Origin of the sequence: Clostridium vitabionis, from assembly GCF_015351765.1 — a bacterium.
GTDB lineage: Bacteria > Bacillota > Clostridia > Lachnospirales > Lachnospiraceae > Clostridium_R > Clostridium_R vitabionis.
Genome location: NZ_JADKQA010000003.1, coordinates 174,201 through 188,434, shown reverse-complemented (window position 1 = coordinate 188,434; position 14,234 = coordinate 174,201). Strand labels below are relative to the sequence as shown.

The window sequence follows — 14,234 nt, the reverse complement described above, 5'->3', positions numbered from 1 at the left end:
CTTCCCCTGCCCCCGGATACTCCGGATATGGCCAGGGGGAAAAGCGGTTCCCTGATTTTCTTCTGTTCAATGTTTTCTCATAAGGTGCACGAGCCGGCCCTGCTCCTTGTCGAGGGTTACCCGCTCCTGGAGCTCCTGCAGGCTGTCAAAGCGGATCTCCGGGCGGAAGAAATCGATCATCCGCACATGAATCTCCTTGCCGTAGAGATCACGGTTCAGATCGTAAATATAGGTCTCCACACTCACCGGGTGTTCCCCCGCGATCGTGGGCTTCCTCCCGATATTGGTCAGGCTGTCATACACGATCCCGTCGACGACTGTCTCGGAGAGATAGACGCCGAAAATCGGCAGATGCTTCTCCGGCGGTGGCAGGATATTGACCGTCGGGAAGCCGAGCGTTGTGCCGAGGTGCTGTCCGTGGACCACCGTGCCGGTGATACTGTAAGGATGCCCCAGGAGCTCATTTGCCTTCCGGATACGGCCGGCGGCGAGCTCCTCCCGGATGTACGTGCTGCTGATGATGCGCTCCCCGTCGGAGATCTTCTCCACCGTCACCGGGGTGTAGCCGTATTTTGGCGCCAGCTCGTGGAGCAGATGAATATCCCCGGCTCGCCGGTGCCCGAAGTGGAAATCCGTCCCGGTCACCACCGCCCCGGCGCGCATCCGCCGGCAGAGGACTTCCGCCACGAAGGCCTCCGGCTCCATCGACGCCACCTCCTGGTTGAAGGGATACTCCACCAGGTAATCGACGCCCATATCCTCGAGAATCCTTCTCCGCTCCTCGTTGGTGGTTATCATCGTCATCGGCCTTCCCGAGATCAGTGATCCGGGCGCCGTCGCAAAGGTAAAGACGGCAGCCTTAAGCCCCTGGCTGCGGAAGCGGAATACTTCCTGGAGAAGCTTCTGGTGCCCGCGGTGGACGCCGTCAAATTTACCCAGCGTCACCGCTGTCCTATCCTCCAGTGCAAAATCTCTGGTTCCGGTTATATACTGCATCTCTGTTCCATCTCCCGAATCCTGCTGTGGGGCGGGCCGCCCCCCGAATCTAGGTTCCTGTTTTCCGCGTTTGTCATCGGAAAATGTGCACGGCCATCCACATGCCGCGCTCCGCGCTGTACCGGTAGACACCAATAAAATCCCCTGCAGAATTATACACACGGAGCATTCCCTCTCCGGCCGGATAGTACGCGGTCCCGAAGGGGTTTCCATTGTTCAGAAATTTATCTAATTCCGCGTCCCGGGAGGTGAACCCCGGAAGGTCTCCGAAAATCTCCTCGACGGAAATCACCGCCCGGTCCTGCGTCCCCTCCGCGGTCATCCGCTGGATATCCGAGAGCTTAAGCGCCTGCTCCGCGGTGAAGCGGCCGACCCTGGTCCGGACCAGATGCTCCATGGCGCCGCCTGTGCCGAGCTTTCGCCCGATGTCATGGCAGATCGTGCGGATGTAAGTTCCCCTCGAACAGGTCACGGTGAACCAGACCCTGGGGAGCTCTATCCGGCCAATCTCTATGTGGTGAACCGTCACGGGTCTCGCCTTCCGCTCGACCTCAATCCCCTGTCGCGCAAGATCCACAAGCTTCTGCCCGTGGAATTTGAGTGCAGAGTACATCGGCGGAACCTGGAGGAGTTCCCCCGAGAAGCTGAGCACAGCCTCCCGCACCTGCTCCTCCGTGAGTGCCGCCAGCTTCTCCGGCGGGCAGCTGGCCCGGACAGTTCCCGTGGTATCCTGGGTATCTGTCTCGACCCCCAGAAGAAGCACAGCCCGGTAGGTCTTGGTCTCATCCGTCATCATACCCACCAGCTTGGTGGCGCTTCCCAGGCAGACGGGAAGTACGCCCTCCGCCGCCGGATCCAGCGTCCCGGTGTGCCCGACCTTCCGCTGGCGGTACATCCCCCGGAGCTTTGCCACGACATCGCCCGAGGTGTACCCGGGTTCCTTATAGATATTGAGCACGCCATTAATCATGGGTTGTCTCCGGCCGCCGCGCGGAATCCGCCGGCGCGGGAGCATCCTCCCCGGCGGGGCGCATTTCCCTGATTTCCTGAAGCCCCCGGCGGACCGCCTCCAGCGCTTCCTTGAGGCAGTCTTCGCTGTTCCCCCGAAGGGTAAAGCCGGCCGCGCGGATATGCCCGCCGCCGCCGAACGAGACCGCGATCCGGCTGACATCCAGCGTATGGTTGGAGCGGATGCTTGCCTTGAACTCCCCGGGTGCCTTCTCATAGAGAAGGAGCGCGCATTCCACGCCGGCAGTCACCCTCATCTGGTCGATAATCCCGTCGACATCATTATGGTCAGCGCCCTCCGCCGCCATATCCTCCGCGGTCAGCACGCCGGCGATACAGCCTCCGCCGAAATAGAGCCGGGAACCCGCAAGCGCCCTGCCCATCAGGCGGTTCTGGGTAAATGTCTTCCGATAAAAACTTCCGTCGATGATTTCCCCGAAATCGATGCCTTTCTCCATCATCGCCCCGGCGATCTCCATGGTCTTCCGCGAAGTGCTGCTGTAGCGGAAGACCCCGGTGTCGTGGACGAGGCCCGTGTAGATGCACTTTGCCGTCTCCCGGGAAATCTTCTCCGGATCGAGACAGCCGTACAGCACCTCACAGCAGGAGGATGCGTCCCCGTTGATGATATTGTTCTCCGCAAATCCCGGATTTGTCCGGTGATGGTCCAGGCAGAAGGTGTGGTTCGCTGAGGAAAAGTACGGGGCAAATTCCCCCAGCCGCTCCAGATCGCTCGCATCGAGCGTCACACAGAGGTCGTAATGCCGCCCGGGGTCGAAAGCCGTCCTCACCTCGTCAAAGCCCGGAAGATAAGAAAATTTTTCCGCCGGATTGTCCAGGCAGACCTCCGCCGGCTTGCCGGGCATATTTTCCCGGAGATACTGGCGAAAGCCCAGGGTGGATCCGAGGCAGTCTCCGTCCGGGTGCACATGGCCGAGAATGACCACATTTTCTGCTGCGCGGACCGCCTCCAGAACAGCAGGATCAAACACCGTTTTCTCCATCCTTCTCCTGCTCCTCCTGATTGACGCCGGCTTCCGCGTCCTCCGTTTCATCCTTCTCCCGCTCCTCATCCCGGCGCTCATCTTCGGCGATGACATCGTCGATCAGGTGGGACATGCGGACACCGTATGCGATGGAGGTGTCCGACGTAAAGACAAGCTCCGGGGTGTTGCGCAGGTTGACCGTGCGGGCGAGCTCGTTCCGGATAAATCCGGACGCGCTCTTTAACCCGCGCAGGGTATTCTCCCGCTCAGTGTCCGAACCCAGGACGCTGACGTAAACCTTGCAGTATTTCAGGTCCTTTGTGACCTCGGCCCGCATGATGCTCGTCATGGGGCTGATTCTCGGATCCTTGAGCTCGCGGACAATCGCGCTCAGGGTCCTGGTCACCTCCATGTTGATCCTGCTGCCTTTTACCGTGTTTTTATGCATAAATTACTCCTGAAAAACGGCCTATTTCAGCTGCGCGGCACTTCCACCATCGCATAGGCCTCGATCTCATCTTCCTCGCGGATATCATTGAAATCCTTGAAGACAACACCGCACTCGTACCCGGCGGCGACTTCCTTCACATCGTCCTTGAATCGCTTTAAGGACTCCACCTCGCCGTCGAAGATCTGCTCTCCGGCTCTTGTGATCCTGGCCTTGCAGCCCCTCTGGAACTTACCGTCGGTCACATAGCTGCCGGCGATGCTGCCGACCTTGGAGGCCTTGAATACCTGGCGCACAACGCCGTGGCCGATCACCTTTTCCTCGTAGATCGGCTCCAGCATGCCCTTCATGGCTGCGGCCACATCGTCGATCGCCTGGTAAATGACCTTGTACAGGCGGATGTCTACCTTCTCATGCTCCGCGGTAGACTTCGCGGTGGCATCCGGGCGGACATTGAAACCGATGATAATCGCGTTGGACGCTGCCGCAAGGCTGACATCGGACTCGTTGATCGCGCCGACGCCGCTGTGGATCACCTTGACTGCAACTTCCTCGTTGGACAGCTTCTCCAGGCTCTGCTTCACCGCCTCGACGGAACCCTGGACATCTGCCTTGACAATAATCGGAAGTTCCTTGACATTGCCGGCCTTGATCTGGTTGAACAGGTCATCCAGGGAAAGCTTATTCCGGGTGCTCTCAATCAGCTTGTTCTTGCCCTCGGAGATATAGGTCTCCGCGAAGTTTCTGGCTTCCTTCTCGCTGTCAAGCTGGACGAAGACTTCACCGGCACTCGGCACCTCATTGAAGCCGATGACCTCAACCGGCGTGGACGGGCCGGCTTCCTTCATCCGGCGCCCGTTCTCGTTCGTCATTGCGCGGACCTTGCCGAAGCAGCTTCCCGCCGCGATGTGGTCGCCCGGATGGAGCGTACCCTTCTGTACCAGGACGGTAGCCACCGGGCCGCGCCCCTTGTCCAGGCTGGCCTCGATGACAAGTCCTCTGGCATTGCGGTTCGGATTGGCCTTGAGCTCCTTGACCTCGGAGACGAGAAGAATCATCTCCAGAAGTTCCGGGATCCCCTGCTTGGTGTGCGCGGAGACCTCAACACAGGGCGTCTCGCCGCCCCAGTCCTCGGTCAGGACCCCGTACTGGGCGAGCTCCTGCTTAACCTTGTTGGGATCCGCGTTCGGCTTATCGATCTTGTTGATGGCAACAATAAGCTCGACATTGGCCGCCTTGGCGTGGTTGATCGCCTCGATCGTCTGCGGCATCACGCCGTCGTCCGCCGCGACAACCAGGACCGCGATATCGGTCGCCTGGGCGCCGCGCATACGCATCGCCGTGAAAGCCTCGTGTCCGGGCGTATCCAGGAAGGTAATCTTCTGCCCATTGATTTCTACCTGGTAGGCACCGATCCTCTGGGTAATGCCGCCCGCCTCCTTGGAGGTGACATTCGTCTTCCGGATCGCGTCCAGAAGGGAGGTCTTGCCGTGATCGACGTGGCCCATGACGCAGACAACCGGCGGTCTCGGAACCATATCCGCCTCGTTCTCCTCGTCCTCCTTGAGCAGCTCGGCGATCACATCCACCTTCTTTTCCTTCTCGCAGAGGATATCGAACTTCAGGGCGATCTCCTCGGCCTGCTCGTAGTCCAGATCCTGGTTGACCGTGACAACCTGCCCTTCCAGGAAGAGCTTCTTGATGATCGCCGCCGGCTGCATCTTCATGCGGGATGCCAGGTCGCGGACCGTCAGGTGCTCCGGAAGAGTGATCATCTTGATCTGCTCCTCCTTGACCTCCGGCTTCTGCTGCTTCACCTGCTGGTGGCGCTGTGCCGCGTTCCTGTCCTTGGAGTGTCTCTCCTCCTCGCGGTCAATCTTGCTGTACCGGTCGGTCTTGTAGGCATTTCTATTCTGTTTATTGTTCTGCTGTTTCTGCAGGGGCTTATCCTCGAATCCGCCGCGGGCTCCTGCTGCCTTTCCGGCAAAGCCGCCGCGGGCTCCTGCGGTCCCCTGGCGGTTCCCGCCAAAGCTCCTGCCCTGGCCGCCATCGGACCTTCCCTGATAGCCGCCGGTACGGCCGTCACGGTTCCCGCCGAAGCTCCTGCCCTGGCCGCCATCGGATCTCCCCTGATAGCCGCCGCGGTTCCCGCCGAAGCTCCTGCCCTGGCTGCCATCGGATCTTCCCTGATAGCCGCCGCGGTTCCCGCCGAAGCTCCTGCCCTGGCCGCCATTTCTGCCATCGCGGTTCCCGCCAAAGCTTCTGCCCTGGCTGCTTCCGGTACGGTTCTGCCCCTGCTGCGGCTGCGTGGGCCTGCTGTGGATGATCGGCTTTGTCATGCCGATCGGTCCGTCAAATACTCTCGGCACTCTCCCCTGGGGCTTCTGCTCCGCGGGCTTTGCCGTGCTCTCTGTCTTCGGGGCTTCAGCTTTCGGGGCTTCCGCCTTGGGTGCTTCCGGAACTGCCGGTTTAACCGCCGGCGTCTTTTCCGGTGCTGCCTGGGGCTTCACCGGCGCTGCCGCAGGTTTCGCCGCCTGATCCGCCGGCTTCACTGCCTTTACCGCCGAAGTGCCTGCCTGGGGCTTTGCCGCGGTGCCCGCTGCCGGCCTTGCCGCCGCACCTGCGGCTGGTTTCGGCCGTCTCTGGAACAGTCCCTTCTGGCTGCTGTTCTGCGGATGGAAGACCGCCGCGAATCTCTTCTTCTGCGGGCGCTTCTCCGCGCCCTCCGCCTTGTTCGATGCAGCCTCGCCGGCGCCCGCCGGTGCTGCGTTCTTCTGCGCGGATGATCCCGCCGTCTGATGCGGCGTTCCTTCCGCTGCCCTGCGCTCCGGCTCCGCGCCATGAGCGTCTGATGGTTCAAATGCCTTCCTCACGACATCCTCCTGTTCTTTGGTAATATTGGAGGCATGATTGGTCACGTTATACTGGTGGCTCTTCAGGATATCCAGGACTTCCCGGTTGGTCTTTCCCAGCTCCTTGGATAATTCATTCACTCTCATACTCTATGCCTCCGTTCTCTCTAAGCAAATTGATCAGCTGCGCGCCAAACCGCTCATCGGTCACGGCCAGTGCCGCGGCAAAATTCTTCCCGATCGCGCGTCCGAGCGCCTCTTTCTCTCCAAAATCAAAAACCGGAACCTGGCAGCGCGCACACAGCCCGTGGAATGCCTTTTTCGTATTCTCCGACGCCTCCGAGGACAGGATCACCAGATGCGCCTTCCCGGTTTTCACGCATTTCTCCGCCATGAATTCCCCCGGGGAAATGCATCCGGCCTTTCTCGCAATGCCGAGAAAGTTCAGGATCTTTCTGCTATTGTCCAATTCTCTTGATCTCCTCCTCCAGCTGTCGGTACACTTCCTCCGGCACGGAGGCCTTGAGAGAATGCTCCAGCCCCTTGTTTTTCTCTGCCTTCCGGAAACATTCGGGATCCGGACAGAGGTAGACGCCGCGGCCGTTTTTCCGGCCGGTAGCGTCAATCTCGATCGCCCCGTCCGCTGTGCGGATGACCCGGATCAGCTCCTTCTTCGGCTTCATCTGGCCGCAGCCCGCACATTTTCTCAGCGGTATCCTCTTTGTGACCACACGCACCTCCAACTTTCCACATACTCTGCCATTTTCGGGCGCCCTGTTCTCTATCCTGAACCCGGACAGTCCTGCACCTTGTTCTCCTGCGGGACGTCCCGCCGTCAGCCGAGGTCGTCCCCCGAGCCGCCCTGGGCATCATCGGTAAAGAGGTCTTCACCGTCCTCCGGAACGGCCTCGCCGTCCTCATCATAGAGCGGCTCGTCGGAATAGCCCTCGAAGCCGTCCTCGTAGCCCTGCTCGAGCTGGTCGAGAAGGCCGGACTCCCGGGCTTCGGTCTCGCTCTTGATGTCGATCCGGTAGCCGGTGAGCTTCGCCGCAAGGCGGGCATTCTGGCCCTCCTTGCCGATGGCGAGCGAGAGCTGGAAATCCGGAACGATGACCTGGGCTTCCTTCTCATCCTCATCGGCCATAACCAGGATGACCTTAGCCGGGCTGAGCGCGTTCTCGATCAGGAAGGCCGCGTTGTCGTCCCAGTTGATGATGTCGATCTTCTCGCCGCGCAGCTCATGAACCACCGCATTGACACGGTCGCCATTCATGCCAACGCAGGCGCCGACCGGATCGACATTGGGGTCATTGCTCTTCACCGCGATCTTGGTACGGGAACCGGCTTCACGGGCAATGGCGACAATCTCGACGATCCCCGCCTTCACCTCGGCAACCTCGGACTCGAACAGGCGCTTGACCAGCTCCGGATGGCTCCGTGACACGGAAATGCGTGGGCCGCGATTGGTATCCTTGACCTCGACCACGTAGAGCTTGATTCTCTCGGTGGGCTGGAAGACCTCGCCCTTCACCTGCTCCGATTCCGGAAGGACGGCATCGATCTTGCCGAGGTCGATATAATAATTGTGGTTCGCATAGCGCTGGACAACGCCGGTCACCATGTCTCTTTCCTTGCAGCACCAGTCGCGGTAGAGCGCCTTTCTCTCCTCCTCGCGGATCTTCTGGAGGATCACGTTCTTGGCATTGGTCGTCGCAATCCGGCCGAACTTCTTGGAATCGATCGGTTTGTGGACAATGTCGCCGACCTGCGCCTTCGGGTCGATCAGCTTTGCCTCCGCAAGCGTCACCTGGAGTGCCGGATCCTCAACCTCGTCAACGACCTCCAGATCAGCGTGAATCGCGAAATCGCCGGTCTCCCGGTTCATCTCCACGTGAATGTTGTCCGCTTTTCCGTAATTGTTGCGGCATGCCTGGATCAGGGAATTCTCGATGGCATCAAGAAGGGTATCCTTGCTGATGTTGTGCTCCTTCTCAACCGCTTCCAGTGCATCCATAAGTTCCTTACTCATTTTCCTTATTCCTCCTGACAGCTTGCAGTGGTTAAAATTCGATCGCCTGACGGATCAGGGCGATATTCTTTTTGTTCAGTGTGATGTCGCTGTCGCCTTCCGTGATCGTCACGGTATCGGCATCCCAGTCCTTCAGGATTCCGGTAAATTCCTTATCGCCATCCACAGCCTGGAAGGTGTGAATCTCCACGGATTTTCCCCGGTTGCGGACGTAATCCTTTTCCTTTTTCAGCTGGCGCCCGAGGCCGGGAGAACTCACCTCAAGAATATAGGCGTCGGAAATAAAATCCTCATCGTCCAGCCATTTGTCCAGCATCCTGCTGACGATCTCGCAGTCATCCACCGTGACGCCGCCTTCTTTGTCGATATAAATGCGAAGGTACCAGGTTCCCGCCTCCTTCACATACTCTGCATCGACCAGCTCGTAGCCCTCGGGGCCAAGTCGCGGTTCCAGCCATTCCGTCACTTTTGCGGCATAGCTCTCTGCTCTTGTCATTCGCCTTCTCCTGTTCTCCGGGACATCTCCCGGGCACGGCTTTTCCGGATAACACAAGGAAAGAGTGGGCCGCTGCCCACTCTTTCTTCTTAATTTTATCAGTTATCGTTTGGAGTATAGCAGAGTTTTCCTGCGGATGCAAGCCCCAAATCAGGGCTTGCAGGCTCAAAATCGGCGATCTTCCAAGCTTTTTGGGCACCGGAGGCTGTTACAGTCCCCTGATGGCATCCTTCATGGCTTTCACATAGTCCCGGACATAGGGCACGGCATCCTTCCCGTACTGCGCGACAATCTTGATAATCGCCGAGCCGACGATTGCCCCGTCCGAGATTTCCGCCATTTTCCTGCACTGCTCCGGTGTCGAGATGCCGAAGCCCACGGCGCAGGGGACGTCCGTGGCCTTCCGGACGAGATCCACCATCGCCGGAATATCGGTCGTGATCTCCTTCCGGACGCCGGTGACGCCCATGGAAGACACGATGTAGACAAAGCCCTCGGCGTTCTTCGCGATCGTCGTGATCCGGTCATGCGAGGTCGGCGCGATCAGGGAGATCATATCGATGTTATGCTTCCGGCAGATGCTGGCGAATTCTTCCTTCTCCTCGAACGGGACATCCGGGAGGATCAGGCCGTTGACCTCAAGCTCCTCCGCCCTCGCGCAGAATCGCTCGATGCCGTAATGAAAGACAACGTTCGCATAGGTCATGAAAAGCATGGGCTTCCGGACTGTCTTCCGAACCTCCGCCACCATATCGAAGATCTTGTCCGTCGTGGTTCCCGCGTTCAGAGATCTCAGGTCGGCTTCCTGGATAACCGGTCCCTCGGCGATCGGATCGGAAAATGGCATGCCGAGCTCGATCAGGTCTGCCCCCGCCTCATCCATCGCGCGGATGATCTCCTTCGTCACATCCAGCGACGGGTCGCCGCAGGTGATAAACGGGATAAATGCCTTGCCGTTCTGAAATGCCTCTTTTACTTTAATCATGGAGATCCTCCCCTCTGTATCTTGCGATAGCCGCAACGTCCTTGTCGCCGCGCCCGGAAATGTTGATGACAATGATCTGGTTTTTCCCCATCGCAGGCGCGAGCTTCATGGCGTAGGCGACGGCGTGCGCGCTCTCGATCGCCGGGATAATGCCCTCCGTGCGGGAGAGGTACTCGAAGGCATTTACCGCCTCATCGTCGGTGACCGGAACGTACTCGGCGCGGCCGATATCGTGGAGATAGGCATGCTCCGGCCCGATGCCCGGGTAATCCAGGCCGGCGGAGATGGAGTAGACCGGCGCGATCTGCCCGTACTCGTTCTGGCAGAACAGGGACTTCATGCCATGGAAAATGCCCAGCGAGCCGGTAGCGATCGTCGCGGCCGTCTCCAGGGTGTCCACACCGCGGCCGGCTGCCTCGCAGCCGATCAGGCGCACGGAAGGATCCTGGATGAAGTTATAGAAGGCACCGATGGCATTGGAACCGCCGCCGACACAAGCGACCACCGCGTCCGGAAGCTTTCCCTCCTTCTCCATCAGCTGTTCCTTGATCTCCGCGGAGATGACCGCCTGGAAATCGCGGATCATTTCCGGGAAGGGGTACGGTCCCATGACAGAGCCCAGCACATAGTGGGTGTCCGCAATCCGGTTGCTCCATTCCCGCATCGTCTCATTGACCGCGTCCTTCAGGGTCCCGGTACCGCTGCTGACCGGGTGAACCTTCGCGCCGAGCAGCCGCATGCGGTAGACATTCAGCGCCTGCCGCTCGCAGTCCTTTGCCCCCATGAAGATCTCGCACTCCATGCCCATGAGCGCGGCCACCGTCGCCGTTGCGACGCCGTGCTGGCCGGCGCCGGTCTCCGCGATAACGCGGGTCTTGCCCATCCGCTTCGCGAGAAGCATCTGCCCGATCACGTTGTTGATCTTGTGGGCGCCGGTGTGGTTCAGGTCTTCCCGCTTGAGATAAATTTTCGCGCCGCCCAGATCCTTGGTCATGTGCTCCGCATAATAGAGGAGCGACGGCCTGCCCGCATACTCATTCAGCATTTTGTGGAACTCCGCCTGGAAGGAAGGGTCATGTTTTGCCTCATTGTAGGCTTTCTCCAGCTCGTTGACCGCCACCATCAGGGTCTCGGGAACATACTGCCCGCCATACTCTCCAAATCTGCCCTTTGATTCTGCCATACTTTTCCTCCTGAGATCATCTCCGCACCACTTAACCCGCGCTTCGCCCGCCGGGCTCGCGCCTGTTGTCGTGCTCTGCATAAAAAAATCCCTGACAGCCGGTTAAAGCTGCCAGGGACGATAAAAATCGCGGTGCCACCCTGTTTCACGCAAGCTGCGTGCACTCTGCGGGATACCTACATATCCCCGGCTTCTGACGCGAGCCCGGCGTCGCGAAATACTCAGGCGGGATCACTTCCGCCCTTTCAGCGCGCCCTCAGCGGTCCATTTCTGTATCCTGCGTTCCGCCCGGATCCCACCGCCCCGGACTCTCTGTGTGTGCACAAATACTTTTATCTCCGCCTCACAGGTTTATGACTGTCAAGTTTTACATTATTAAAGCACTGTTCCTGGGAAATGTCAACCGTGGATTCCCGGATATTTTTGCAGCGTTTCCTCCTGCGCCGGCAGTGTTCACGCCGTTCTTCCGGTATCCGCTCATTTGAGCTGTCTCCGGGTCTCCTCGTCGATACCATCCAGGAGGTAATTCTTCGGGTTCGGCCGGTTCACTGCCCGTTCATGGTTCTCGGCCCGGATCAACTCCTCCACCCGGTGAACCTCCTTCTCGAATTCGCGGGAGGAGATCAGCGCGGCACCCTGGCCGCGGATAATGACCTGTTCGAGGCCGTCCGAGGTCGCCACGGTGACATTGTGCCGGCGCGCATTCTCGTGCGTGAATTTTTCAATATACTGGTCAGCCGTCTCCGCCTCCTTCGTGAACACGACGTGGATATTCCGGAAGTCAAAAAACTCCGTCCGGTGCCCCTGGACGCGGTAGGCGTCAAAGACAATGATCAGATAATCCTTCGTGTATCCCTGGTAATTGCAGAGAATGTCGAGAAGCCGGTCGCGCGCGCTGTCGATATTGGCCTTCGCCAGGCTGTTCAGCTCCTCCCAGGAGAAAATTACATTGTAGCCGTCAACTAGCAGATAATGGGGCTCTGCCGCCTTTTTCGCGGCCTTCTCCGATTGCCTGTCCGCTCCGCCCTCCGGCGCCCGGTAAATCGTCTCGCCGCTCTTCACCGGCTTTTTCCTCGCTCCCCAGCGGTTCCGCCCGTTTTCCTCATCCCTCTTCCGGTTGGCGTTGTATGTGCGGTCAAGGATAGCGTCCACCTCATCGGTGCCGATCCACTGCTCCTCCTGCCTGCGCGAGCGGGCATCCCCGCCCTGGATTGTTCCCGCCGCGGTCTCCACCTCGCCCTCCCCGCGCAGTTTTCCGCTGTTTTCCGAGAAGCAGCTCTCGAGGTGCATATAATCCTTCACCTCGTTCCAGGGCACATAGAACCCCGCCCCGTGGGTACAGAAGACCGAGCCGGAAGGATTCCGGAGGTCAAGCTCCGGGTCATAGCCCCGGGCGGCGATAACCTCCTCCGCATTGTGGCAGAGATCATAGCCGTCGGGGATGCAGGTCAGGTGCCCGCGCCCCGCTGTGTAAGCGGTGAGATCCGCCTGGTAAGCATCCAGGCCGGCTGCCGGCCCGCGGCCGCGGATGACGGCCCGGGCTCCCGAGATTTCCGGCGGATCAAATTTCGCCGACAGGCGCCCCAGGTCAGTCATCGCTCTTCCGATCGAATTTTCCGGAATTTCCAGAATAAACCGGCAGTACGGCTCGAGCAGCACCGACTCCGCCTCCATCAGCCCCTGGCGGACGGCCCGGTAGACAGCCTGGCGGAAATCGCCGCCCTCGGTGTGCTTGATGCTTGCGCGCCCGCTCATCAGGGTGATCTTCATGTCGGTGATCGGCGACCCGGTCAGGACGCCCCGGTGCTCCCGCTCGCCGAGATGCTGGAGGATCAGCCGGTGCCAGTTTCCCGCCAGGGTGTCGTAATCGCAGCGGTCGTCAAACACGAGGCCGCTCCCCCGCTCGCCGGGCTCGAGCAGCAGATGCACCTCCGCGTAGTGGCGGAGCGGCTCAAAATGCCCGACGCCCTCGACAGTATCGGCGATCGTCTCCCGGTAGACGACGCTCCGCTCGCCGAAGCTGACCGCAAGGCCGGTTCGCTCCCGCATAAGGTCAGCCAGAATCTCCATCTGCACGGTGCCCATGATCTGGACGTGGATTTCCCCCTTCTCCTCATCCCAGACCAGATGCATCTCCGGCACTTCCTCCTCAAGCTCCCTGAGCTTCGGAAGAACCTGGGCGGCGGCCGTATCCGGCGGAAGGATCAGCCGGTAGGTCATCATCGGCTCCAGGGCGGGCGCGACGGAATCCGCCTCATGGCCGAGCCCCATGCCGGGCCTTGTCCCGGTGAGGCCGAGAACCGCACAGACGGTTCCCGCATCAGCCTCCGGCACACTCCGGTATTTCTCCCCGGAATACACCCGGATTCCGCTGATCTTCTCCCCGCCGATCTCCTCCCGGACGCGGAGAATCCCGCCGGTGATCCGAAGGAAGGTCAGCCGCTTTCCCTCGCGGTCGCGCATGATCTTGAAGACCTTCGCCCCAAACTCCGCGCTGCGGACGGGATCCGGCGCGAACCGGACAAGTCCCCGCAGGAAGTCCCCGACACCGAGATCCCGCAAGGCTGACCCGAACCAGCAGGGGAAAATCTCCCTGTCCGCGATCTCCGCCCGGATTCTCTCCTCGGAGACTTCCCCGTCCGCGAAATACTCCTCCATCGCGTCCTCATCCGCGGCGGCGACATTTTCAAAGAAATCCCCGCTGCCCGGCGCGGTAAAATCCACCGCGTTCGCGCCGAGCTTTTTCCGGATCTCCTGGAGAATCTCCTTCTCCGGGCGGCTGGCCAGATCCATCTTGTTCACGAAAAAGACCGTCGGCACCCGGTATCTCGCGAGGAGATTCCACAACACCTCCGTGTGGCTCTGCACGCCCTCGGAACCGCTGATGACAAGGACGGCCAAGTCGAGCACCTGGAGCGTCCTCTCCATCTCCGCAGAGAAATCCGCATGCCCCGGGGTGTCCATGAGCGTCACCTCGGTATCCCCCTCCGTCAGGACCGCCTGTTTGGAAAAGATCGTGATGCCGCGCGCCCTCTCCAGCGCCAGATTGTCGAGGAAGGCATCGCCCTGGTCCACCCTGCCGAGCTTCCGGATGCCGCCGCTCTCATAGAGCAGAGCCTCGGAGAGCGTCGTCTTGCCCGCGTCAACATGAGCAAGAAGGCCCACGCAGAGATGTCTTAACGGTTGTTCAGGCTTTTGTCCGCCCATAAAAAGTGCCTCCCTTCGCCAACTGCATAATAGTTGATTATACA

Annotated in this window: 12 protein-coding genes; all 12 read right to left on the bottom strand. The window is 60.0% G+C overall.

All coding sequences use genetic code 11. The annotated features are described in order from the left end of the window. Nucleotides 1–66: 66 nt before the first annotated feature. Nucleotides 67–996 (bottom strand): bifunctional riboflavin kinase/FAD synthetase, encoded by a 930-nt coding sequence (locus tag ISF27_RS07940; RefSeq protein ID WP_194610926.1) that lies wholly within the window; start codon nucleotides 994–996, stop codon nucleotides 67–69. A gap of 73 nt (nucleotides 997–1,069) precedes the next feature. Then, nucleotides 1,070–1,966: a tRNA pseudouridine(55) synthase TruB gene (gene truB / locus ISF27_RS07935; protein WP_194610924.1), complete on the bottom strand. Its 897-nt coding sequence runs from the start codon at nucleotides 1,964–1,966 to the stop codon at nucleotides 1,070–1,072. Further along, the gene (locus ISF27_RS07930; protein ID WP_194610921.1) at nucleotides 1,959–3,008 is read right to left on the bottom strand and encodes a DHH family phosphoesterase; all 1,050 of its coding nucleotides are present in this window, start codon (nucleotides 3,006–3,008) and stop codon (nucleotides 1,959–1,961) included. The genes truB and ISF27_RS07930 overlap by 8 nt, the downstream gene beginning before the upstream one ends. Next, a complete protein-coding gene (rbfA, locus tag ISF27_RS07925; RefSeq protein WP_194610919.1) occupies nucleotides 2,989–3,438 on the bottom strand; it encodes a 30S ribosome-binding factor RbfA in 450 nt (149 codons plus the stop codon). Before rbfA ends, ISF27_RS07930 begins: the two co-directional genes overlap by 20 nt. A 26-nt stretch (nucleotides 3,439–3,464) precedes the next feature. Beyond that, nucleotides 3,465–6,437, bottom strand: coding sequence for a translation initiation factor IF-2 (gene infB / locus ISF27_RS07920; RefSeq protein WP_194610917.1), 2,973 nt, complete (start codon nucleotides 6,435–6,437; stop codon nucleotides 3,465–3,467). After that, on the bottom strand, nucleotides 6,424–6,759 hold the full coding sequence (locus ISF27_RS07915) for a L7Ae/L30e/S12e/Gadd45 family ribosomal protein (RefSeq protein ID WP_194610916.1): 336 nt from the start codon (nucleotides 6,757–6,759) through the stop codon (nucleotides 6,424–6,426). The genes infB and ISF27_RS07915 overlap by 14 nt, the downstream gene beginning before the upstream one ends. After that, the gene (rnpM, locus tag ISF27_RS07910; protein WP_207727420.1) at nucleotides 6,749–6,973 is read right to left on the bottom strand and encodes an RNase P modulator RnpM; all 225 of its coding nucleotides are present in this window, start codon (nucleotides 6,971–6,973) and stop codon (nucleotides 6,749–6,751) included. Before rnpM ends, ISF27_RS07915 begins: the two co-directional genes overlap by 11 nt. 152 nt (nucleotides 6,974–7,125) lie before the next feature. Further along, nucleotides 7,126–8,319 carry a transcription termination factor NusA gene (nusA, locus tag ISF27_RS07905; RefSeq protein ID WP_194610912.1) on the bottom strand — a complete coding sequence of 398 codons (1,194 nt, stop codon included), beginning with the start codon at nucleotides 8,317–8,319 and terminating at the stop codon, nucleotides 7,126–7,128. A gap of 31 nt (nucleotides 8,320–8,350) precedes the next feature. Beyond that, nucleotides 8,351–8,815 (bottom strand): ribosome maturation factor RimP, encoded by a 465-nt coding sequence (locus ISF27_RS07900; RefSeq protein ID WP_194610910.1) that lies wholly within the window; start codon nucleotides 8,813–8,815, stop codon nucleotides 8,351–8,353. Nucleotides 8,816–9,023: 208 nt separating this feature from the next. Next, nucleotides 9,024–9,800: a tryptophan synthase subunit alpha gene (gene trpA, locus ISF27_RS07895; RefSeq protein ID WP_194610908.1), complete on the bottom strand. Its 777-nt coding sequence runs from the start codon at nucleotides 9,798–9,800 to the stop codon at nucleotides 9,024–9,026. Next, the gene (gene trpB, locus ISF27_RS07890) at nucleotides 9,793–10,983 is read right to left on the bottom strand and encodes a tryptophan synthase subunit beta (RefSeq protein ID WP_194610906.1); all 1,191 of its coding nucleotides are present in this window, start codon (nucleotides 10,981–10,983) and stop codon (nucleotides 9,793–9,795) included. The genes trpA and trpB overlap by 8 nt, the downstream gene beginning before the upstream one ends. A 477-nt stretch (nucleotides 10,984–11,460) precedes the next feature. After that, a complete protein-coding gene (locus tag ISF27_RS07885; RefSeq protein WP_194610904.1) occupies nucleotides 11,461–14,190 on the bottom strand; it encodes a translation factor GTPase family protein in 2,730 nt (909 codons plus the stop codon). Nucleotides 14,191–14,234: the final 44 nt, after the last annotated feature.